Genomic DNA, 19,697 nt, shown 5'->3' with positions numbered 1-19,697 from the left:
AAGCATCACCAGGAATGGGATTACAATGAATTCAGAGCGAACGGCATTTCAGGCGATCGTCACCGTGGCCCTCCTGGCTGCGCTGGTCGTCGCCCCGGCTGCGGCAGGGGAGATCACGGCGAACGGCACCCCGGCAGACGATGAAAACCTCACCATGGCTACCGCAGGCAATACCCTGCCCTTCCCTGACAGCGCACCGGGTCTGGCGGCTGTGGATGGCGCAGTCACCATCACCACCGCCGGCACCAGTGTCCCTGTCTTTGCTGCAGGCGTTGGAGGAGACCAGGGGTGGTACCGCATCCAGTGCAACGTCGACGGTGCCTCCGTTTACTTTGACGGGCAGTATCAGGGTGCCACATCCGGAGGTTCACTCTATGTACCGGTCTACACCACCGGGACGCCGTACAGCACCATCCGGGTCGAGAAGAGTGGTTACCACACCTACACCGCCAGCCTGCCCTCGGGTCCTGCAGCGGGTGAGACCAGAGAGGTCTACGTGACGTTGCAGCCGGTCGCGCCCGGGGATACGGTCACCACCGTGAGCGTAAGCGGCGTTCCGGACAATGCATCCTTCTCGCTCACCATCCGCAATGTGTTTGCCACGACCCCGGGCGAAGCGTTTGAGTTTACCATCCGGGACCTCTCTCTCCCCTTCTCCCTCAATTCCGGTGAGGTGAACGCTTACACGAGAGGGACGGACTGGACCGAGCTTGTCGCGGCACTCCCTGACGGGGGCTCCGTCATCATGCGCCTCAACTCCGACGATAACGGCGAAGTCCGGATCGCGCAACCCCGTGACATCCCGAGCGGGACTTTTGTTCCCATCACCTTCCAGGGAAAAGCCGCGGTGTCGAGCCTCGTCGCTGATTTCACGATTCTCGGCACGAAGCAGGGGCCTGACGACGGCCAGATCTCCTTTACCATCGAGGGGATCGAGCAGGGCATCATGACGGGCTCCGTCTACGTCGATGGATCAGAGATCCTCTCTTGGGGAGGTTCCAGTGGAGGAGGGGCTCCGGAGCCGACCCCAACACCGATGTGGACACCGACGCCGTCTCAGACCCCGGCAGTTCCCAGGGACCTTGGCATCACGTCGAACAAGGATACCGTTGTTCGTGGCAACTCGTTCACCGTGACCATCACCGGCGAATCCGGGCAGGACTACTTCCTGACCCTCCAGAACCCCGGGGCACAGCCCCCGACGTTCCGCGCGAACCAGGTTGGCGTGACCCCCACGGCTGACCCGACCAACGTGACCATCAGGACCACGGCAGCCGGCACCCGATCCGTCGAACTGACCTCCACCACGGCCACGAGAGAGGCAAGCTACACCCTCCGCGTTACCGACTCCCGTGACGCAAACAGGTATGACGAAGTTCGGGTGAGGGTCGAGACTGGCTCGGTCACCATCACCACGTCCGGCACCGGTGTTTACTATCTGGGCGAGGAGCTCGTCATCTCTGGGACGAACACCGACAGCAATAATGTCTACCTCTTCCTGACCGGCCCGAATCTCCCTGCCAACGGGGTCAGGCTTGACGGCAGTATGTCGCCGGTGGAGAACAACAATGCAACCTCCTTTACCTCGACACCCGTCGAGGCTGACGACACCTGGTCCTACAAGTGGGACACCGGCAGCATTACCCGGTCCCTCGACGCCGGAGGCTACACAATTTATGCGATCTCGGAGCCGAGGAGCAAGGAGAGCCTCAGTGACGTTAAGTATGGCACGACTACCATCCAACTGAGGCCCCCCTCCCTCACCGCCCGGCCCTCCAGCACCACCCTTATCCCGGGTGGCGAGTACTGGATCAGCGGGACCGCAACGGGCAACCCGCCCAATGTGAATGTCTGGATCTTTGGTAAAAACTACTATGGCGCCCCTGGCGAATTACATGTCATAACTGCAAACGTTGAGTCCGACGGCACCTTCGAGTGCGTCCTCACGGGTGCTGAGACCAGCACTCTTCAGAAAGGCCAGTATTACGTGATTGTCCAGCATCCCGGGAGCATGGGGTTCGGGGTTGCCCAAGGCGATGCACAACTGGGGCAGAATACCAACAGCATTTACAGATCTTATTATAACGGTGTTACGAACGTGTTCGTAGCGACCCTCACCAATCTCCAGGCCCCCGAGGCAGCCAACGCGCTGATCAGCGCCCTTGAATCCCCGTATGTCGATGACATCTATATCAAGTTCTCTTTTACGGTAGGAGACGCCTCGTGGATCCGGATCGACGGGCTCGGTGACCAGACCTACGGGGAGACATTCATGGTCGCCGGCACGACCAGCTTCCCTGCAGGCAAGGCGCTGGCTTACTGGATAACCGAAGGTGGAACGGTCGCCCTCTCCGATGTGGTGGTCGTGACCGATAATGGGGATTGGAATTTTGAGGTGGACACGACCGTGATTGGGCCTGGTGCGTTCACCCTTCACATTACCGCCCCGGAAGACCACGCCTCCGCGATTGCGCTCTTTGATGTCTACGATGACATCGTCCATCCCGTCCCGCCGGGAGGAGGGTCCTACCGGGTAGAGAGGCTTGATGTAACTCCTTCCCTTGACAGTCTCACTCCTGGTGATGGTGCTGTACTCGATGGAGTCATCAGGCTTGACGACACCCTTGGTTCCCTCTATTCCCCGCTCGCCTCCAGAACCCTTGAGTTCTCCACGGATCTCCAGGATCCAGTATGGTCTTACAACCTCAGGGTAGATGGGAACGTGCTCTACGCCGAACCCATGATCGTCAACGCCAGGTCGTTCGCGCTATCGGGCTGGGATCTTGACTATCAGGGCGATGTCCGCATCCTTCTCTCTCTCTCCGGCACCACCCCGTCGGCGGATTCAGAGAACCCCGTTCTCCTCAGGATCCTCGAGCGCGAAGGCGACGGGAGGGTCGTCCCGAACAGCGAGCACCGCCTCTCGATCCCCCTCTCCGATGACCCGGCCCCGCTCTCCGTCGATAACCTCACCCTCTCCCCCGGCTGGAACTTCGTCTCGATCCCCCGGCCGCTTGCTGCGGGGAACGACACCGCGGCGATCTTTTCCGATGTCAAGGCTGACGGCCACTCAGCCTTCCGCTACGACACCGCCCACGGAACCTGGATGAACCTCACAAAGACCGACCGCCTCGCCCCCCTCGAAGGATACTGGATCTACTCGGCCGGGCCCGCGACAGTCCCGCTCAACTTCTCGACCGATCCCCTCATTTCGCCGGCGGAGCGCGCCCTCGCGGCCGGCTGGAACGCCGTCGGAATCACCGGCAGCACTCCGGCCACGGCACGGGACGCCTTCCACTCGGTCAAGGGGCAGTGGTCGAACCTGATCGGGTACAACGCCGGGGCACAGGCCTTCGAGATCGGTATCGTCAACGACGGGACCGGCGCGAACGCCGACACCCGGTCGGTCTACCCCGGCAGGGGCTACTGGCTCTCTATGACCGGGCCGGGCACCCTCTATGCCATAGGGGCGTGATACCGGTGAGACGGGTCATCGTTCTGCTCCTTCTCCTCCTCGCCCTCGCGGCCCCTACGTCCGCCGTCCCGGCCCTCCCCGCCGAGTTCTCGGGCACGGTCACGATCGATGGGAGCCCCGCACCGGCAGGGACTGTCGTTACTGCTCGGATTGATGACCGCGACTGCGGCTCACTCACCCTCACCGTCGCCGGCGTTTACGGCGGGGACAACCTCTTTAACGAGCGCCTGATCGTCAGCGAAGAGGAGGGTGATGCCGGGAAGACCGTCACCTTCCTTGTCAACGGGGTAAAAGCCTCCCGGACTGCGGTCTACACTCCCGGCACCTCCGCAAACCTTGCTCTCGCGGTGACGAAGGGCGGCGGATCCGGTGGTTCTTCCGGCGGCTCTTCCGGGTCGTCTGGTGGCGGCGGGGGTGGTGGTTCATCTGGCTCATTCATGCCTGCAGCACCGGTGATGGAGTACACCGGGAGCGGTTCTCTACAGACCGATACCGAAGGTGCGGTGCAGTACACGACCGTCATAACCACCACGGAGGGGGATGCCAGCCTCTCCATCGCTCCGGGTGCCCGGGCGGAGGACCGTTTCGGAAGGCCGCTCAGTACGGTGAGCGTCAGGAGTGTCCCCCCGGGCGACCTCCCCACGCCAGGTGAGGGAGGAGAACCAATCGGCCGGGCGCTCCGGTGCGGTCCCGATGGGGCGACCTTCGACCCGGCGATCGAGGTCTCGTTCACGCTCACTCCGGAGGAGTGGGAGCGTTATGCGGCCGGGCAGTTCTCCGTCCGGTTATACAACAGCGCGACCGGCGCCTGGGAACCCCTCGCCACGACGGTCAATCCCGCGACCCGGGCGGTCACCGCGGCGGTCCCGCACTTCACCCTGATTGCGGTCTTTGCCGTTCCGGTGGAGGAGACTGTGGCGGCGACGCCCGCTCCCCTCACCGAGCCGACATTGACGTTCGGCCCTGTCGCATCGGCGACCGCCGTCCAGCAGGCAGGGCTGCCGTTCTCGTGGCTCACGGGGCTAGCGGCCCTCGCCGGGGCGGGGGTCTTCGTCCGGAAGCGGGGTTGACCTTCTTCTGAAAGGGGGACCTTTCCCCCCCACCTGGTCGTGGCAGGGAGAGGGGCATGCCCTCAATGTTTATCCCTCTGCTCTTCCAAGATACCCGTGCGGGAACTGCGGCATAACATGGGGTGAGGTATGACGATCGATATTAAACGGCAATACATTGTAGCAGACGACAGAAGGATCGGGGTCGTGCTCGACATAGAGACCTTCGAGAAGATTGAGGAACTCCTCGAAAACTGCGGGCTTGCGCGGTACATGGAAGAAGTCGAGAAAGAGGAGACCCTCTCGCTCAATGAGGCGCGGCAATACTATGCGCAGATGAGCGAAGAGTAGCATGGTCCCCTGCCGCTATAAAAAGACCTTTCTAAAAGATCTGGCGAAGGTTCACCCCGACTACCGAAAAAAGATCGAGAACCTGGTGTTTGAGAAGATTCCTGCGTCGGAAGATATCTTTACCGAACTCGACATCCGGAAGATCCAGGGTTATCGAGATTACTATCGAATTCGGGTGGGGACGTATCGGATCGGTTGCCGGATCCAGGATGGAGTTCTCACCTTTTACCGGGTAAAGAGCCGTGAAGAGATCTACGGTGTCTTCCCTTGACGGAGCTCCGGTTTACCGCTGGTGATCATCCAGCGCTCACCGGTCGGGCAGGCCTCGCTTCACCACGTCGGGCAAGGAGGCCCCTGCGCTAGCGTGGGGTAGTTGACTGTCATCATGATTCCGCCTGCGGGAGCATCTCATTTTGCCCCATCAGTATATATAATATATTTATACTCATATGTGTACTAATTGAGGTGATACACCATGCCAGGATTTGATGGAACCGGACCTGCCGGGGCTGGCCCGATGACGGGCGGCCGCCGGGGCCGGTGCGTTCTGCCCCCGACTGCGGCGGCGGAAGGCGAGTCCGCCACGCCAGTGCTTCGCGGCGTCGGCCGGGGCGGAGTCCCGTGCGGATGCGGCCGCGGCCACTGCGGCGGTCGAGCACGCGGTCGTCGGTAACGCCCGGTGCCGGAGCGAAGGCACTATCTGCACGCGGGACGGAGATCTTCTCCAGAGATGATACCGTGAACGAGAGCGAGCATGGCGAGGGGCGTTGCCGCCGCGGACGCGGCCGGCCCCGGGCCCGCCGGATGATCGGGGATCCGGGGGCGTTCCGCTGTTTCGGCCCCCTCTGCGGGAGGCCTGACGAGGTCGTCGTCATCCTCCCCGAAGAGGTGGAGGCCCTCCGCCTCGTCGATCTTTCGGGACTCGAGCAGGAAGAAGCCGCTCGCACCCTTGGTATCTCCCGCAAGACTCTCTGGCGCGACCTCCACGAGGCGCGGGCCAAGGTCGCCGACGCCCTGGTGAACGGGAAGACGATCCGGATCGCCGGGTGCGGCCGTGAGCGGGAGGAGGGGTGCCCCGAGGACGAGGACGCCTCCACGGGTCCCTCGCCTGGGTGACGTGGAAGAGATCCTCTCCAGACTTTTTTGCGGCGGGTATCGAGACCCGGCAACGGTTCAAAACCCCATACAACTGTATAAGACTAGTTCATCCCCATATCGCTCAGCCGGTTGGTCTCTTCGTCAAACGACTGGTGGATGGTGGAGTACTGCACCCGCCCGGCTTTGATGCACTCCCTGACGGCACGCTCCCGTCTGCTCAGGTTGGCGGCTTTACCCGTCTTTATCTCGACGAACACCACCTTCTGCACCTCATCGGCGTCGGAGAGTCCGTCAAAGACGATGAGATCGACCGGAGTCCCTAAAAACCGTGCATCCTTCGGATTGTAGGGGAAGTCCGGGAAGTACGGGATGAGGCACTCCGTGACCTTCCCCCGGGTCACCGACTGGCTGCGCTTCACCGCATCGGTGCGGATATTCCCCTCTTCGTCCAGTCTCCACTTCTCAAAGAGAATCCTTGCCTTCTCATCCGAGAGCCGCCTGAGTTCCTGCTCTTTCCAGTCTTCGATATCCTCCCGCTCCCTCCAACGCCAGGATTCAAACAGCTCACGTGCATTCCGCTCGACCTGACCCTGGATCCGGGAGTATTTGTAGAAAAGTGCTAAGAGCGCAAGAAACAGTAAAAGGATGACGGCCCATTCGATCATAGTCTCTCAGGAGACTCTCGCGTCCCGACAGATAGGCCTTTCTAACGGTTCTTCGTTCGATGCAGCGGATATGCTGTAGTTACTGCTTCACACCAGACCACCTCATTCTCGACATCCTGCCGGATGAGCGGGTCCAGTCCTCCGACGGTGACGAGATCGACCTTCCGCCCGTACAGTTCCTCCAGGAAGTCGGCGAGTGCCATGAAGTTCCGGAACGTGAGGCGGTCCGGCGAGAGTTCGACCAGGATATCCAGATCGCTGTCAAGTCGCTCCTCACCGCGGGCAGTAGACCCGAAGACCCCGATCGTTACCACACCGAACCGATCCCGGAGTACCGGCAGCATCTCCTCAAGCCTGACGACGGACGGCGCCTTCTTCATCGGTTTCGGGGCAGTGGTCATGGTGTCACCTCACGCATCGCGCCTGCTCTGTGTCTTTGATAGTTCCCCTCCTTCTCCATCGTCAAATATCTTCTGCCGGCGATACGGTGGTGCACAACCGCCTGGAGGCTCCGTTGTGTCTGGTGGGAGGCCGAACGGTCTTGCTGCGCTCGAAGGCCGGAGCTGGTATCGGGAATCCGTGTCCTGCAGGTGTACGGGCAGAGCCGCAACTGCCATGGCGTCAGATGGGATACGAGAGAACGACGGCACACCGTCAAAACGCACCGCTACACGCGACGATATCCTGCAAAAGGTGGGCCCGGAGGGATTCGAACCCACGACCGCCCGGTTATGAGCCGGGCGCTCTGACCGGACTAAGCTACGGGCCCGAGAATTGGTATGCAGCCGGCCTGAATCTTGAAACAGTACACGTATCTCAGACGTCCGGGAGATCCCGGAATCTCACTGCATATAAATATTGTTCTTTGATCATAAAAACATTGTGCGCGCTCTTGCGGGCACCCGCATCCTGGCAGGCGCAGCGCCCGGAAGTCCGCCGTGCAGACCTGCCGGCGGACGTCCGGTGCCTGGTATGAAAGACCGCCTGCGGGAAGGTTTGAGTCGTTCTTACCGCGAACTCTGGTGCTGCTCTTTCCACTGCATCCAGTTGTTGTAGGCGTTCATATCCTTCTGCCTGAGGGTCTCCTGGACGCTGCTGTCGATCTCGGAGGTCGTCATCCCGCTGTGCGTGCTCCCCTGGATCTGCCGGGTAATCTCGTCCGCCAGTTGCTGGCTTGCTCCGGCGTTCTGGATCGACCTCCTGATCTTGTCGGGGTTGAACTGCTCCTCCTGGTTGTTCGACTTCCGGACCATGGTCTCCTGCCAGGACAGGGACTCCATCTGCTGTGCCGCCATTCTCATCACCACATCCATACCTGTTCTGCTTTCCCGAATCGGGGCCCGGGTGTCCGGTGCATCCCGGCCTCTTCCCCCGGATAACGATTTCCAGAGGGCTCACCCGGCTCCGTTCCGGTTGCAAGCCGCAGCCTGCCGGCCAACAGTGAGCTATCGGATACTTATAAGTTGCGGCTGCTGGCCATCATCTTCTTCCCGCGGAAGCAGTGGATTAACGGCGCCTTCTTGCGCGATGAAGTTCTGAACGGCTCTCCCGCGTGGGCGATGCTGTGCGGTGAACGGTGCAGGCCGCTGCCGTTCTCAAAAGCGGCCCCCCTACACCTCCTGCACACCCGGGTCGGCACTCCTGATGGCCGAGAGCACCTCTTGCTTCTTCTCCTCCATGAGACCCTCAGTCTCCGCCTCCAGGTTCAGCCGCACCACCGGCTCGGTATGGGAGCGGCGGATGTTGAACCACCACTCCGGGTAGCCCACCGTCAGCCCGTCGAGGTGGTCCTGGTCCGCGTCCCGGTGGTGCGCCTCGAGCACCGCAAAGACCGCCGCTGGATCGCTCACCCGGAGGTTGATCTCCCCGGTCGAAGGGTAGCGGTCGAGCGGCCGGATGAGTTCCGAGAGGGTCTTGTCGCTCGCGGCGATGATGTTTGCAACCATGACCAGCGTCACGAGTCCGTTGTCGGTGAACCCCATATCCCGGTAGTAGTAGTGCCCGGAGAGTTCCCCGGCGAAGAGGGCGTCTTCCTCCCGCATCCGGGCTTTGATGAAGGCGTGGCCCACCCTCGACCGGACCCCTCTCCCCCCCGCCTCCTCGATCGCCTCCACGACCGCCCGACTCGACCGAAGGTCGTAGAGGATCGTCGCCCCCGGGTTCTCTTCCAGCAGGTATGCCGCGACGAGGCCGGTCGCCAGGTCCTCCCGGACCCGCTTTCCCCGTTCATCGATGAACCCGCACCGGTCGGCGTCGCCGTCGAACGCGGCCCCGAAATCGGCGCCCTCGGCGACGACCCGTTCCTGCAGTTCCCGGGTGGTCTCTGGGTCGAGCGGGTTGGCGTGGTGGTGGGGGAACCCCCCGTCGGGGTCGAGATACATCGGCACGAGGCGCCAGGCCGGGACCCGCTCAAAGAGCCGGGGCACCTCCGGCCCGGCCATCCCGTTCCCGCCGTCCACGACGATCGTGAACGGCCGCGGGTTCCGGACGAACCCGGCCACCTTCCCGATGTAGGAGTCGAGCATATCGATCCGGCGGCAGGACCCGCCGGCGCGGGCGACCGGCTCCTCCCCGACCCGTGCCTCCAGGAGTGGCAGGTCTCGGTCGCCGGAGAGGGGGATGGCGTTCTCCCGGTCCAGTTTGAACCCGTTCATATGCCCGGGGAGGTGGGAGGCCGTCACCATCGCCCCGCCGTCGAACCCCCCTGCCGCAACGGCGTAGTTGAGGAGCGGGGTGCTCACCTCGCCGGCATCGGCGACCTCCGCCCCGGCCGCGACCGCTCCGGTACTGAACGCCCGGGCGAGCGCTTCCGACGAGAGACGCATGTCCCGCCCAACGACGACGCGTTCCGCTCTAAGGAGCGCGATGAAGGCGTTCCCGATCCGCTCCGCCGTCTCCTCGTCGAGGTCGTCCGGGTAGCGCCCCCGGATGTCGTAGGCGCGGAAGATCCCGGCCATTCACGCCTCTCCCCGGAGCGGCGAGATCGCCCGCAGCCGCTCGATGATCCCGGGAAGCACCTCAAGGACGTAGTCGACGTCGTCTTCGGTGTTCCGGTGGCCGAGGGTGAGCCGGAGCGAGCCGTGGGCGTGCTCGGGCGGGAGGCCGCATGAGGTCAGGACATGCGAGGGCTCGAGCGACGCCGAGGTGCAGGCGCTCCCCGTCGAGGCGGCTATCCCGAGGGCATCGAGCATGAGGAGGATCGACTCCCCCTCGATGTAGCGGAACGCGACGTTGACGTTGTTCGGGAGCCGTTCGGTCGGGTGGCCGTTCAGCCGGGTGTCCGGGATCTCATCCAGGACCCCGCGAATCAGCCGATCGCGCATCGCGGCGAGCCTTGGCGCGCTCTGCGGCATCCCGGCGACCGCAAGTTCGATCGCCCGCCCCAGCCCCACGATCCCGGGAACGTTCTCGGTCCCGGCACGGCGGCCCCGCTCCTGCGCCCCGCCATCCATGAACGTCCCGATCCGTGTCCCCCGCCGGACGTAGAGCGCTCCTACGCCCTTCGGGCCGCCGAACTTGTGAGCCGAGAGCGCAAGGAGGTCGGCTCCCATCTCGTCCACGTCGACCGGGAAGGCCCCGATCGCCTGGACGGCGTCGGTGTGGAACGGGACCTTGTGGTCGCGGGCGACTTCCGCGATCGCCCTGACCGGCTGGATCGTCCCGATCTCGTTGTTTGCGGCCATCACCGAGACCAGGACGGTCTTCTCGGTGATCGCCTCCTCGACCGTCGCCGGCTCCACCCGGCCGAACTCATCGACGGGGAGGTAGGTGACCCGGTAACCCTGCTTCTCGAGGACCTCGCAGGTGTGGAGGACGGCGTGGTGCTCGATCGCGGAGGTGACGATATGATCGCCCTTTCCCCGGAGGGCCGCCCCCTTGATCGCCCAGTTGTCGGCCTCCGTCCCGCCGGAGGTGAAGTAGATCTCTTCGGGGGTCGCGCCGATCGCCGCCGCCACCGCCTCCCGCGCCTCCTCGATCGCCTCCTTCGCCTCGCGGGCGAGGGCGTAGAGCGAGGAGGGGTTCCCGAACCGCTCCGAGAAGTAAGGGTTCATCGCCTCTACAACTTCCGGGCGCACCGGCGTCGTCGCCGCATGGTCCATGTAGACCGTCCGTTTCCGCTCCATCGGTCTCACTTCGCCGTCGTCGGCTGGAACCCGCGCATCGTCTCGGCCATCTCCCGGAGACGCCGGTCCACCAGGTAGTTCACCGTCCCCTCCTCGTAGGTGCCGTTCTCGCGCCGGGTGCCTGCCGGAACCCCCGTCAGAACCTCGATCCCCTCATCGATCGTCCGCACGGGATAGATCCGGAACTTCCCCGCCTTCGCGGCCTCGACGATCTCCTCCTTGAGCATCAGGTTCTGGACGTTGCTCGCCGGGATCAGCGCTCCCTGGTTCCCGTTGAACCCTTTTGCCCTGCAGACCTCGAAAAACCCCTCCAGTTTCTCGTTCACGCCGCCGATCGCCTGGACCTCCCCGTTCTGGTTCACCGAACCCGTGACGGCGAGGTACTGCTTCAGCGGAAGCCCCGAGAGCGCCGAGAGGAGGGCATAGAGTTCGGTGCTCGACGCTGAGTCGCCCTCGATTCCTCCGTAGCTCTGCTCGAAGACGAGCCGGGCAGAGAGGGAGAGCGGCCTGTCCCGTGCGTAGTTGTTGTTGAGGTAGCCGCTCACGATCAGGACGCCTTTTGTGTGGATCGGCCCGCCGAGCGCAGCCTCCCGCTCGATATCCACGATCCCCTCGCGGCCGACCCCGATGCTCGCCGTCACCTTCGACGGTCGACCGAACGCGAAGTCGCCGACCCCCATGACCGAGAGGCCGTTCACCTGGCCGACCTTCTCACCCTCGGTATCGATCAGGAAGACCCCTCGCCGGATGGCCTCCTCGACCTTCTTCTGGACCAGGTTCGAGCGGTAGACCTTCTCTTCGATCGCCTTCGTGACATGCCTCCTCTCGATCTGTTCGGCGCCGTCCTCTGCGGCGTAGAAGTTCGCCTCTCTGATGAGGTCGGAGACCACTGCGAACTGGGTCGAGAGTTTCTCCCTGTCTGCGGCGAGTCTCGAACCATGCTCGATCACCCGGGCGATCGCCCCCCGGTCGAGGTGCCGGAGTTTCTCCTCCCGGACGAGGTTGCAGATGAAGTCGGCGTATTTGTTGGCGTTCTCGTCGTTTCGGTCCATGACGGTGTCGAAGTCAGCCTTGACCTTGAAGAGCTCCTTGAAGTCGGGGTCCATCTGGTAGAGGAGCTGGTAGATCATCGGCGTCCCGATGAGGGCCACCTTGATGTCGAGGGGGATGGGTTCGGGCTTGATCGTCTTTGCCGTGATGAACCCCATCCGCTCGCCCGGCTCCTCGATGACGGCCTCTCCGGTCTTCAACGCCGTCTTGAGCCCGTCCCAGGAGAGCGGAGCACGCAGGAGGTCTTCGACGTCGAGGACGAGGTAGCCGCCGTTGGCCTTATGGAGCGAGCCCGGCCGGATCATCGTGAAGTCGGTCGTGACGACGCCGAACTGCACTTCTTTCTCGATCTTGCCGAGGAGGTTCTGGAAGGTGGGGTTCTGCTCGAAGACCACCGGTGCGCCCTCGGCGCCGGCGTTGTCGACGACGACGTTCACCTCGTACTTCCGGAACGGGATCTCGCGCATGAGAGCCTGGAGCTGGGGCGGGACGCCCTGCTGCTCGGAGATCCCGAGGAAGGCCTGGAGGTTCTCGAGGATATCGTCCTGGACGGTGTCGATATACTCGGCGACTTCCGGGACACCGGTATACTTCTCCTTGAGTTCGGTGACGAGGTTGCCGATCGCGTAGAGGGCGATCTCGCGGTTGATCTTCGTGACCGCCTCGGCCCCCTGCCGCTCGATATCCTGCACCTGCCGGAGCATGCTCCGGAGGTCAGTGCTGAGAGCGTCGCGCCTCCGCTGGACCTCCGCCCGGACGTCGTCGGGGAGGTTGATGAACTCCTCATCGGGGACCGGCCTCCCGTCGATGACCGGAATGGTCAGAAGGCCGATGGGGCTCATCTGGATAACGAACCCAGCCTCCTGGGCGCGCTGGTTGATCCGGGCGATGAGATCCGTTCTGTTCCCCTGGAGCGCCTGAAGCGTCTCGTCCCGCCGTCGGGTATACTCTTCGCTCTGGAACGCCCGGGGAAGCGCCTGCCGCGCCTCATCGATGAACCGTCTTATATCCTCCCGGAACTCCCTCCCTCTCCCGGCAGGGAGGGCGATGGCGTTGGGCTCATACTGGTTCTTGAAGTCATGGACATAGACCCAGTCGCTCGCCCGGGACTTGGCCTTCGCGAGCTCGTCGAGGAAACTCCGGACGGCTCGCACCCGCCCGGTTCCTTGAGCGCCCGCGGCGTAGACGTTGAACCCGACCTCCCGGATCTCAAGACCGAACCGCAGCGCCCGGAGCGCCCGTTCCTGGCCGATGAGTTCCTCGAGCGGCCTCATCTCCTCGGTGCTGGCGCACTCCACCTTTCCCGGTTCGTAGACGTTCCGGTACTCTTTGATATCCAAGGGCTGAATCATCAATCTCACCAGGTCTCTGCAACTTACACCGCAGGGATGTCGCTCGCCTTAAAAAAGGTTCCCCGACCCGGCACCGGATGGTACGATAGGTGGTTTTACTTCCTTTCGCGCATATGTGTAGTACGTTTGTATGCGGCCGATACCGTATACGGGGCCGTGTAAATTTGGTGATATCATGAGGATTGCAATAGCACAGGATGGAAACCAGGTCTCCGGGCACTTCGGGCACTGTGAGAACTACGCGATATTCGACGTTGAGGATTCGATCATCTACCGGCGGGACGATCTCCCGAACCCCGGCCATGAACCCGGCCGGCTCCCGGTCTTCCTTGCGGAGCACGGCGTCAACCAGATCATCGCCGGCGGGATGGGGCCGCGGGCCGTCGAACTTTTCCGTGAGAACGGTATCGGGGTGCTCCTCGGTATCAGCGGGAACGTCGATTATATCGCGCAGGACTATATCGCCGGCCGCCTCGTTCCGGGAGAGAGTTCCTGCCACCACGAAGACGGCGGAGAGTGCAGCGGGCACCACTGAGGCGGGTCTCCTATCCAAAGTATTATGCACATATGAGTAATATTTCAGAGTGGAGTGAATCAGGATGATAGTTGGTATCACAGCACGTGCAGCAGGCATGGACGCCCCGGCCGAGCAGCGGTTCGGCCGGGCACCCTTCTTCGTCTTCGTCGACACGGAGACGGGAACGGCGGAATCGATTGAAAACCCCCTCGTTGCCGATGCCGGCGGGGTCGGTCCCCGGGCGGTTCAGATGTTTTCGGAGCACGGCGCGACGGTGGTCATCACCGGTCAGGTCGGCGGGAACGCCGCAAAAGCGCTCGAAGCGGGTGGGATCAAGGTCTACGCCTACCGCGGAAACGGTAGCGTCGCCGATGCCCTTGCGGAGTACACCGCCGGGAACCTGCAGCCGCTCTCTCTCTCCTGAAGCGGGACCCGGCATGAAGATCGCGATTGCAAGCGGGAAAGGCGGCACCGGGAAGAGTACGGTGGCGGCGAACCTCGCCTTCACCCTCTCCTGCTCCCGCGACGTCGTGCTCGTCGACTGCGACGTCGAGGAGCCGAACCTCCACCTCTTCTTCCCGGCCGAGGCGACGGATGTCCCGGTGACGACGCCGGTTCCGAAGATCGACTCTGCGAAGTGCAACCTCTGCGGGGAGTGCGGGAAGTTCTGCCGGTTCGGGGCACTTGCCGTGGTGAAGGACCGTGTCCTCACCTTCCCGCACCTCTGCCACTCCTGCGGGGGCTGCGCCCTCGTCTGCCCACAGGGGGCTATCCGGGAGGTCCCGCGCACCATCGGCCGGGTGACCCGTTCCCACCCTCTCCCGCGCCTCACCCTGGTGAGCGGGGTCTTGAACGAGGGAGAGGTGCTGGCCCCGATGGTCATCAAGGCGGCAAAGATGCTCGCGGAAGGCCACCCGCTCATCCTCTACGATGCCTCACCCGGGATCGCCTGCCCGGTGATCGAGACGCTCGAGGGGAGCGACTTCTGCGTTCTGGTGACGGAGTCGACGCCGTTCGGGCTGCACGATCTCCGCCTTGCTGCAGGGGTGGCCGAGACGCTCGGTATTCCCGCCGGTGTCGTGATCAACCGTAGTGACGGCAAGGACGAGGAGACCCTCGACTTCTGCCGGGAGCACGACCTTCCGATCCTGATGACCATACCGTTCTCCCGCGAGATCGCGACCACGACCTCCCGGGGCGGGCTCATCGCCGCGCTCCTGCCCGGGTGGGAGGAGCGGTTCACCGATCTTGCCGATGCGATATTGGGGGTGAACCCATGATCAAACTCGCCGTTATCAGCGGCAAGGGCGGCACCGGGAAGACGATGGTGACGGCGGCGCTTGCGGATACGAGCGGTGTGCCGCAGGTTCTCGCCGACTGCGACGTAGAAGCTGCGAACCTCTCTCTCCTCCTCAGTCCCCGGCGAATCAGCACCGAGGAGTTCCGGGGGCTTGAGGTGGGCCGGATCGATCCGGATATCTGCACCGATTGCGGCATCTGTGAGAGTCACTGCCGGTTCGGGGCGATCGTGCGCCGTGACGATGCCTGGGCGGTCGATCCCCTCCACTGCGAGGGCTGCGGGCTCTGCGCCTATGTCTGTCCGATGGGGGCGATCGAGATGGTGTCGCACGTCAACGGGGAGGTCTTCACTTCGGAGACGGATCGCGGCTACCTCGCTCACGCCCGGCTCTTTCCGGGCTCAGGGAACTCGGGGTTGCTCGTTACCGAGGTGAAGAAGCGAGCAATGGCCCTCTCGAAGGGCGCCGACCTCCTCCTCGCCGACGGCCCGCCGGGGATCGGGTGCCCGTTGATCGCGACGGTGAGCGGGATGGACGCGGTCCTCGCCGTGACGGAACCGGGAGTCTCTGCACTCCACGACCTCGAACGGCTTGTGACAGTCTGCCGGCGCTTTGAGGTCCGGATCTTCGTTGTGATCAACCGGTTCGACCTCGCGGAGGGTATCTGCCAGCGGATCGAGGACTACTGCGGGAAGGAGGGGATCGTGGTGGTGGGCAAGATCCCGTTCGACCCGGCGGTGGTCGACGCGGTCAGAAACGGCCGGCCGGCGACCCGATCCGACTCTCCGGCGGCGGATGCCCTCCGACTGCTCAGGGATACTCTCTTTGCCGAACTCGGGCTCTCCTGAGCCCCGGTACCTCGCTAATTTCAGCATTTGAAGTCGAGCAAGTCACGCCCGGCGACCGGAAGCGGGATCAGCAGCACCCCGATACCGGTCTTCGCGGCTTCGCGCTCTTCGTGTGAGGCTCTGTCGACACCATCACTAGTTCATTCACGCGAAGGCGCGAAGGGTAGTCGATGGGGTGATCTCTTGAAAATTACCCCGGTCATTTTAGCGAAGTACTGAGCCCGTTCCTCCCCGCGAGCCGCTCCGCTCTGGATGAATTAGATATCACGCGCGAAAAAAGAGAATTTATTGGTTTTAGAACCGGGGTTTTCTGTGCTTCGGGAGGCAGTCCTGGCAATAGACGGGTCTGCCTTCGGTCGGCTTGAACGGGACTTCGCACTCTTTGCCGCAGTCCGAACAGATGGTCTTTGTCATTTCACGGGGGCCGCCGAAGTTTCTGGGACCGCCAAAATTTCTGTTTCCTCTATTATAATCCATTGGATTGCTCATGCAGATAGAACACTGCCCGGTTATATTCGAGTGTCTAGTATATAATGTCTGGTATCCGTGCCGGGGGATGATCGGGATCGCGTCCGGCTTCTGCTGCGGTGCAATCCCGCCCGTGCCCCCAAGGTTTATCGATCTCCGGGCGATCCCATCCCCAGGTGAATGACGATGGATGGTTCGCGACTGAAGTACCGGGTCGAGGTCCGCAGTGCCGGCGGCATCGAGCGCTACGGCCCATTCAACGAGCAGAAGGCCCGAGAGTTCTTTGAGGTCGAGGAGAGCCTCGGCGAGACGGCCCGGATCCTGCAGCTGGAGGAGGGGATCCGGGAGGCATGGAGGGTTGTTTCCGGGTGCGGGGACTGGGGCGGCGACGGAGAGGAGCCGTATGGCGTGCAGGGCACAACGGCGCCGCAGTGAACAGTCTTCTGCTCACTCCCGCGGCCGCATCCCGGCGGCTGCAAAGACCTTCTCCCTTCCCACGCGCTCCATCATCTCCCCGAACCGCTCGCCCGGCAGTGCGTTCTCCCGGAAGCAGTCGAGCAGCCTGCCGACGACCGCGACCGCCTCGTCTTCGGCGATGAGATCGTCGGCCTCGGTGCCGACCTGGAGCACCCTGCCCGACCTCCCGCCGAGGAAGAAGGAGACCCCCTCTGCCGCAACAGCGATCGCACCGCTCGGGCAGATTGCGATACAGTCGCCGCAGCCGATGCAAGCCTCCCCCGAGAAGAGAACCCTGCCGTCTGCGACCCGGACGGCTCCCTCCCGGCAGACCTTCTCGCACGCCCCGCAACCTTCGCACTCATCGGCAAAGAGGGGGTATCGTCTCCCCGCTATCCCGATGTCGTTGAGCTGAACCCGTGCGCAGTTGTTCGGGCACCCAGAGAGGGAGATCTTCAGTTTCCGGGGGAGGGCGCACCCCCCGTATTGCTCCTCGATCGCCCGGGCGAGCCCCTGGGTGTCGTAGCACCCGTGCCTGCAGACGGTGCCCTTGCAGGCGACGACCGACCGGAGCGTGGGCCCGGTGCTCCCCGGCTCTATCCCGGCCTCCCGGAGTCTCTCTGCGACCTCTCCGGCATCCCGCCGGTGGATACCGGGGAGTTCCACGTTGAGCCGGGTCGTCAGCCCGACCGTACCGTCCCCGAATTCCTCCGCGATCCGGGCTACCGCCGCCATCTGCGCCGCAGTCATCACGCCGGCGAGGACCCTTCCCCGGACGGCGATCTCCCCCCTCTCCCGGAGGCGGATGACCCCCGGCTGCTTCTTCGTCCCGGTCATATCCAGGCTGTAGGTATGACGGCACTCCGGGTTAAATCATCCGGGAGGGGCGGGCGCAAACCGCATATACCCGGAACCACGATAGCGGGGCGTGAACCTCCTCCTCCAGGCATGCGACGTGCTCCTCTGGGCCGGTCTCCTCAAAGGGCTGCAGATGGCCCTCTGGCCCCGGCTCCGCCCGGCGCTCGGGGACTACGCCTACCCGGCGGCCTACCCGGCCTCCCTCCTCCTCTTCGCCCTCGCGACCTGGTACTGCGGCCTCTTCCACGCCCCGGTCGCCCTCGCGCTCCTCGTCTTCCTCGCCCTCGGCGTCTACGGCATCCGGCGGGGCGACTACCGGTTCTCCGAGATCAGAAGCCTCCTCTCCTGGGACGCGGTCTTCCTCGTCGGGTTCCTCTTCGCCCTCTCCGTCCGGTTCACAAACCCTCTCATCGGCTACTTCAGCGAACAGTACATGAACCACGCCTTCATCGCGAGCATCATCCGCGAGCCCGTGGTGCCCCCGCTCGACCCCTGGTTTTCGGGCGGGCGCCTCTCACCGTCTACTACTACCTCGGCCACTGGCTGATGGGCTCCCTTGCAATCGTCACGGGGATACCCTCGGAGGTGGCCTTCAACCTCGTCCCGGCCACGGTCTACGGGACGGCGTTTGTCATGCTCTACGCGCTCGGCCACCTCATCCTTCCCCGGTGGCGGTGGCTCCCGCTCGCGGTCCTCCTCCTCGTCCCGCCGTCGGTCGTCTGGTTCCTCGCCGCGGGCGACGGGATCTACTCGGCCTTCCAGGATACCAACTGGATCATCCCCGGCGGCCGGTTCGAGTTCCCGGTCTTCTCCCTCTTCCTCGGGAACGTCCACGCCTTCGAGATAGCGGTCTTCAACCAGGTCTTCCTCATCTTCCTCCTCGCCTTTGCCTGGTGTCGCTGGCGCGGACTCGACGCCCCGGGAAGGTTCGGCCTCACCCTCCTCCTCGCTCTCTCCGTCGGCTCGATGCCGCTCCTCTCCTCCTGGGACGCTCTCGTCTACGCCCCCGCCGTCGCAATCTTCCTCCTCGTCCTCCTCCTCTCCGGGCGCGACCGCTCCACGCTTGTCGCCGCCGTGGCGGTCCCGGCGCTCGCTCTCGCGATCTACCTCCCCTACTACCTCGACCTCGAGCCCGCGGGTATCGGCGGGATCGGGTGGGGCCTTCCCCCCACCGATCCGCTCGCCTTCCTCGCGGTCTGGGGCGGGTTTCTCGGTATCGCTTACGCGGCCATCGCCCGGGATATCCGGCGGGCCCCGGTGGCGCTTGCCGTAGCCGTCCCGGCGCTCGCCATCGGGTATACGGCTCTTGCGATCGTCCTGGTGCCGCTCGCCTACCTCTTCCTCCGGCGGGAGCGCTCGTTTGCCGACCTCCTCTGCATCGCCGGCCTTGCTGTGCTCGCCCTCTGCGAGGTCTTCTACCTCAAGGAGATGCTCGGGGGCGACTACAGCCGGTTCAACACCGTCTTCAAGTTCTACTTCGACGCCTGGATCCTGCTCGGCACGGGTTCCCTCCTCATCGCCGGGGGCTGGCTTGCCGGGCGGCGATCGGTCCTCCCCCGGGCGAGCCGGTGGGTCGCGGTCGTCGCCGCCGCCGCTCTCATCGCCGCCCCGGTCGCCCTCGAGATCGATATCGGCCGGGGGCTCCTCGGGATCGACTACCCGCCGGAGAGTTACCACACCCTGGACGGCCTCGCCTACCTCGACGCCACCCGGCCCGGGGAGGCCGCGGCGGTCGACTACCTCCGGACGCTCGACGGCGACCACCGGATCGTCGAGGCGGAGAACGGCGATTACGGCTACTACTCTCGTGTCTCATCCTTTACCGGCATCCCAGCGATCCTCGGACAGATCGGCCACGAACTGACCTGGCGGGGGAACGGAGCGTGGTACACGGAGCGCCCGGCGGATATCCGGGCGATCTACGAAGATCCGGCGGAGGCCGTCGTGCTGATGGAGAAGTACAACGCGACCCTCCTCTACGTCGGCGAGCCTGAACGAGAGCGCTACAACGTCCGGCTTCCCGACCGGGGGCTTTTGCTCGTCTACGACGGGGGTGGGGTCCGGATCTACGAGCGGGCCGGGTAATCT

General features: G+C 63.9%; 21 protein-coding genes and 1 tRNA gene. 13 read left to right on the top strand and 9 right to left on the bottom strand.

All coding sequences use genetic code 11. The features are described from left to right. Positions 1–25: 25 nt before the first annotated feature. The 6 genes from FKB36_RS00200 (at position 26) to FKB36_RS00175 (ending at position 5,991) form a co-directional block, all read left to right on the top strand. On the top strand, positions 26–3,475 hold the full coding sequence (locus FKB36_RS00200) for a PEGA domain-containing protein (protein WP_261596014.1): 3,450 nt from the start codon (positions 26–28) through the stop codon (positions 3,473–3,475). Positions 3,476–3,480: 5 nt separating this feature from the next. Next, positions 3,481–4,545, top strand: coding sequence for a hypothetical protein (locus FKB36_RS00195; RefSeq protein ID WP_261596013.1), 1,065 nt, complete (start codon positions 3,481–3,483; stop codon positions 4,543–4,545). A 129-nt stretch (positions 4,546–4,674) separates the two neighbouring features. Then, on the top strand, positions 4,675–4,875 hold the full coding sequence (locus tag FKB36_RS00190; RefSeq protein WP_261596012.1) for a hypothetical protein: 201 nt from the start codon (positions 4,675–4,677) through the stop codon (positions 4,873–4,875). A gap of 1 nt (position 4,876) precedes the next feature. Next, positions 4,877–5,146 (top strand): type II toxin-antitoxin system RelE family toxin, encoded by a 270-nt coding sequence (locus tag FKB36_RS00185; RefSeq protein WP_261596011.1) that lies wholly within the window; start codon positions 4,877–4,879, stop codon positions 5,144–5,146. A 204-nt stretch (positions 5,147–5,350) separates the two neighbouring features. After that, positions 5,351–5,548 carry a DUF5320 domain-containing protein gene (locus FKB36_RS00180; RefSeq protein ID WP_315901810.1) on the top strand — a complete coding sequence of 66 codons (198 nt, stop codon included), beginning with the start codon at positions 5,351–5,353 and terminating at the stop codon, positions 5,546–5,548. Then, the gene (locus FKB36_RS00175; protein WP_315901809.1) at positions 5,503–5,991 is read left to right on the top strand and encodes a DUF134 domain-containing protein; all 489 of its coding nucleotides are present in this window, start codon (positions 5,503–5,505) and stop codon (positions 5,989–5,991) included. Before FKB36_RS00180 ends, FKB36_RS00175 begins: the two co-directional genes overlap by 46 nt. An 83-nt stretch (positions 5,992–6,074) precedes the next feature. Here the strand turns inward: FKB36_RS00175 and FKB36_RS00170 are convergent, their stop codons facing one another. From FKB36_RS00170 to FKB36_RS00140, 7 genes are all read right to left on the bottom strand, one after another. Beyond that, a complete protein-coding gene (locus FKB36_RS00170; protein WP_261596009.1) occupies positions 6,075–6,638 on the bottom strand; it encodes a Holliday junction resolvase-like protein in 564 nt (187 codons plus the stop codon). Positions 6,639–6,679: 41 nt separating this feature from the next. Beyond that, positions 6,680–7,039, bottom strand: a complete 360-nt coding sequence (locus tag FKB36_RS00165) for a nucleotidyltransferase family protein (RefSeq protein ID WP_261596008.1) — start codon at positions 7,037–7,039, stop codon at positions 6,680–6,682. A gap of 293 nt (positions 7,040–7,332) precedes the next feature. Continuing rightward, a tRNA-Ile gene (locus FKB36_RS00160) sits at positions 7,333–7,407 on the bottom strand. Between the two features lie 238 nt (positions 7,408–7,645). Continuing rightward, the gene (locus FKB36_RS00155; protein WP_261596007.1) at positions 7,646–7,933 is read right to left on the bottom strand and encodes an ATP cone domain-containing protein; all 288 of its coding nucleotides are present in this window, start codon (positions 7,931–7,933) and stop codon (positions 7,646–7,648) included. 315 nt (positions 7,934–8,248) lie between these two features. Then, the gene (locus FKB36_RS00150) at positions 8,249–9,595 is read right to left on the bottom strand and encodes a phosphomannomutase/phosphoglucomutase (RefSeq protein WP_261596006.1); all 1,347 of its coding nucleotides are present in this window, start codon (positions 9,593–9,595) and stop codon (positions 8,249–8,251) included. Further along, the gene (gene nifS / locus FKB36_RS00145; protein ID WP_261596005.1) at positions 9,596–10,762 is read right to left on the bottom strand and encodes a cysteine desulfurase NifS; all 1,167 of its coding nucleotides are present in this window, start codon (positions 10,760–10,762) and stop codon (positions 9,596–9,598) included. It abuts the gene before it with no gap. A 5-nt stretch (positions 10,763–10,767) separates the two neighbouring features. Further along, entirely contained in the window at positions 10,768–13,164 is a 2,397-nt protein-coding gene (locus tag FKB36_RS00140; RefSeq protein WP_261596004.1) for a Lon protease family protein, read from the bottom strand. A 175-nt stretch (positions 13,165–13,339) separates the two neighbouring features. On the opposite strand from FKB36_RS00140, the gene FKB36_RS00135 reads away from it, so the two are divergent. The 4 genes from FKB36_RS00135 to FKB36_RS00120 all read left to right on the top strand — a co-directional run bounded on the left by FKB36_RS00135 (position 13,340) and on the right by FKB36_RS00120 (position 15,827). Next, positions 13,340–13,699, top strand: a complete 360-nt coding sequence (locus FKB36_RS00135) for a NifB/NifX family molybdenum-iron cluster-binding protein (protein WP_261596003.1) — start codon at positions 13,340–13,342, stop codon at positions 13,697–13,699. Between the two features lie 64 nt (positions 13,700–13,763). Next, a complete protein-coding gene (locus tag FKB36_RS00130; protein ID WP_261596002.1) occupies positions 13,764–14,105 on the top strand; it encodes a NifB/NifX family molybdenum-iron cluster-binding protein in 342 nt (113 codons plus the stop codon). 13 nt (positions 14,106–14,118) lie between these two features. Then, positions 14,119–14,961, top strand: a complete 843-nt coding sequence (locus tag FKB36_RS00125) for an ATP-binding protein (protein WP_261596001.1) — start codon at positions 14,119–14,121, stop codon at positions 14,959–14,961. Next, positions 14,958–15,827, top strand: a complete 870-nt coding sequence (locus FKB36_RS00120; RefSeq protein ID WP_261596000.1) for an ATP-binding protein — start codon at positions 14,958–14,960, stop codon at positions 15,825–15,827. The genes FKB36_RS00125 and FKB36_RS00120 overlap by 4 nt, the downstream gene beginning before the upstream one ends. 294 nt (positions 15,828–16,121) lie before the next feature. Here FKB36_RS00120 and FKB36_RS00115 read toward each other — a convergent pair whose 3' ends face one another. Next, a complete protein-coding gene (locus FKB36_RS00115) occupies positions 16,122–16,316 on the bottom strand; it encodes a CxxC-x17-CxxC domain-containing protein (protein ID WP_054847721.1) in 195 nt (64 codons plus the stop codon). A gap of 165 nt (positions 16,317–16,481) precedes the next feature. Here FKB36_RS00115 and FKB36_RS00110 point away from each other — a divergent pair, with 165 nt between their 5' ends. Further along, positions 16,482–16,730 carry a hypothetical protein gene (locus FKB36_RS00110; protein WP_261595999.1) on the top strand — a complete coding sequence of 83 codons (249 nt, stop codon included), beginning with the start codon at positions 16,482–16,484 and terminating at the stop codon, positions 16,728–16,730. A 12-nt stretch (positions 16,731–16,742) separates the two neighbouring features. On the opposite strand, the gene FKB36_RS00105 is transcribed toward FKB36_RS00110, so the two are convergent. Beyond that, entirely contained in the window at positions 16,743–17,588 is an 846-nt protein-coding gene (locus FKB36_RS00105) for a 4Fe-4S dicluster domain-containing protein (RefSeq protein ID WP_261595998.1), read from the bottom strand. Positions 17,589–17,679: 91 nt separating this feature from the next. Between FKB36_RS00105 and FKB36_RS00100 the strand changes: the two genes are divergently transcribed. Continuing rightward, entirely contained in the window at positions 17,680–18,156 is a 477-nt protein-coding gene (locus FKB36_RS00100) for a DUF2298 domain-containing protein (RefSeq protein WP_261595997.1), read from the top strand. Then, on the top strand, positions 18,156–19,694 hold the full coding sequence (locus FKB36_RS00095; RefSeq protein WP_261595996.1) for a DUF2298 domain-containing protein: 1,539 nt from the start codon (positions 18,156–18,158) through the stop codon (positions 19,692–19,694). Before FKB36_RS00100 ends, FKB36_RS00095 begins: the two co-directional genes overlap by 1 nt. The last annotated feature ends 3 nt before the right edge of the window (positions 19,695–19,697 follow it).

This window comes from Methanoculleus formosensis (assembly GCF_025384765.1).
In the GTDB taxonomy this organism is placed as follows: domain Archaea; phylum Halobacteriota; class Methanomicrobia; order Methanomicrobiales; family Methanoculleaceae; genus Methanoculleus; species Methanoculleus formosensis.
The sequence above is the reverse complement of the archived record's forward strand: the minus strand, read 5'-3'. Positions and strand labels throughout refer to the sequence as shown.